Annotated in this window: 1 pseudogene; it reads left to right on the plus strand. The window is 67.3% G+C overall.

Annotated elements, in window-relative coordinates:
- Positions 1-428, plus strand: a pseudogene (locus TN53_RS42530) (IS4 family transposase); the annotation flags it as partial.

The following is a 428-nucleotide window of genomic DNA, read 5'->3' on the forward strand; positions in this document are numbered from 1 at the left end:
CCTACCGTCTGGCAACCACGCTCCTGGACGCCCGGCTCTACCCAGCCGGCCGCCTCGTGCGTCTCTACCATGAACGCTGGGAGCACGAGAGCGCCTATTACGCCTTGCGCCACACCATCCTGCAGGGACGCGTCTTACGCTCACACGACCCGGTCGGCATCGAACAGGAGATGTGGGCCCTGCTCACCCTCTACCAGCTTCTGCGCCGCACCACGGTCGAGGCCGCGGAGTCCCAGCCGGGCACCGATCCCGACCGCTGCGGCTTCACCATCGCTCTCCAAGCCGCCCGCGACCTGCTGGTATGTGCGGAAGGAGTCTTCGACCAGGGCATCGGCGAGATCGGCCGCCGAGTCCTGTCGGCACTCTCGCCGGCACGGCGATCCCGCGTCAGTACTCGCAAGGTGAAGTCACCCATCTCCCGTTACGCG

The sequence above is a fragment of the Streptomyces sp. WM6386 genome (assembly GCF_000972385.1).
Lineage (GTDB): Bacteria > Actinomycetota > Actinomycetes > Streptomycetales > Streptomycetaceae > Streptomyces.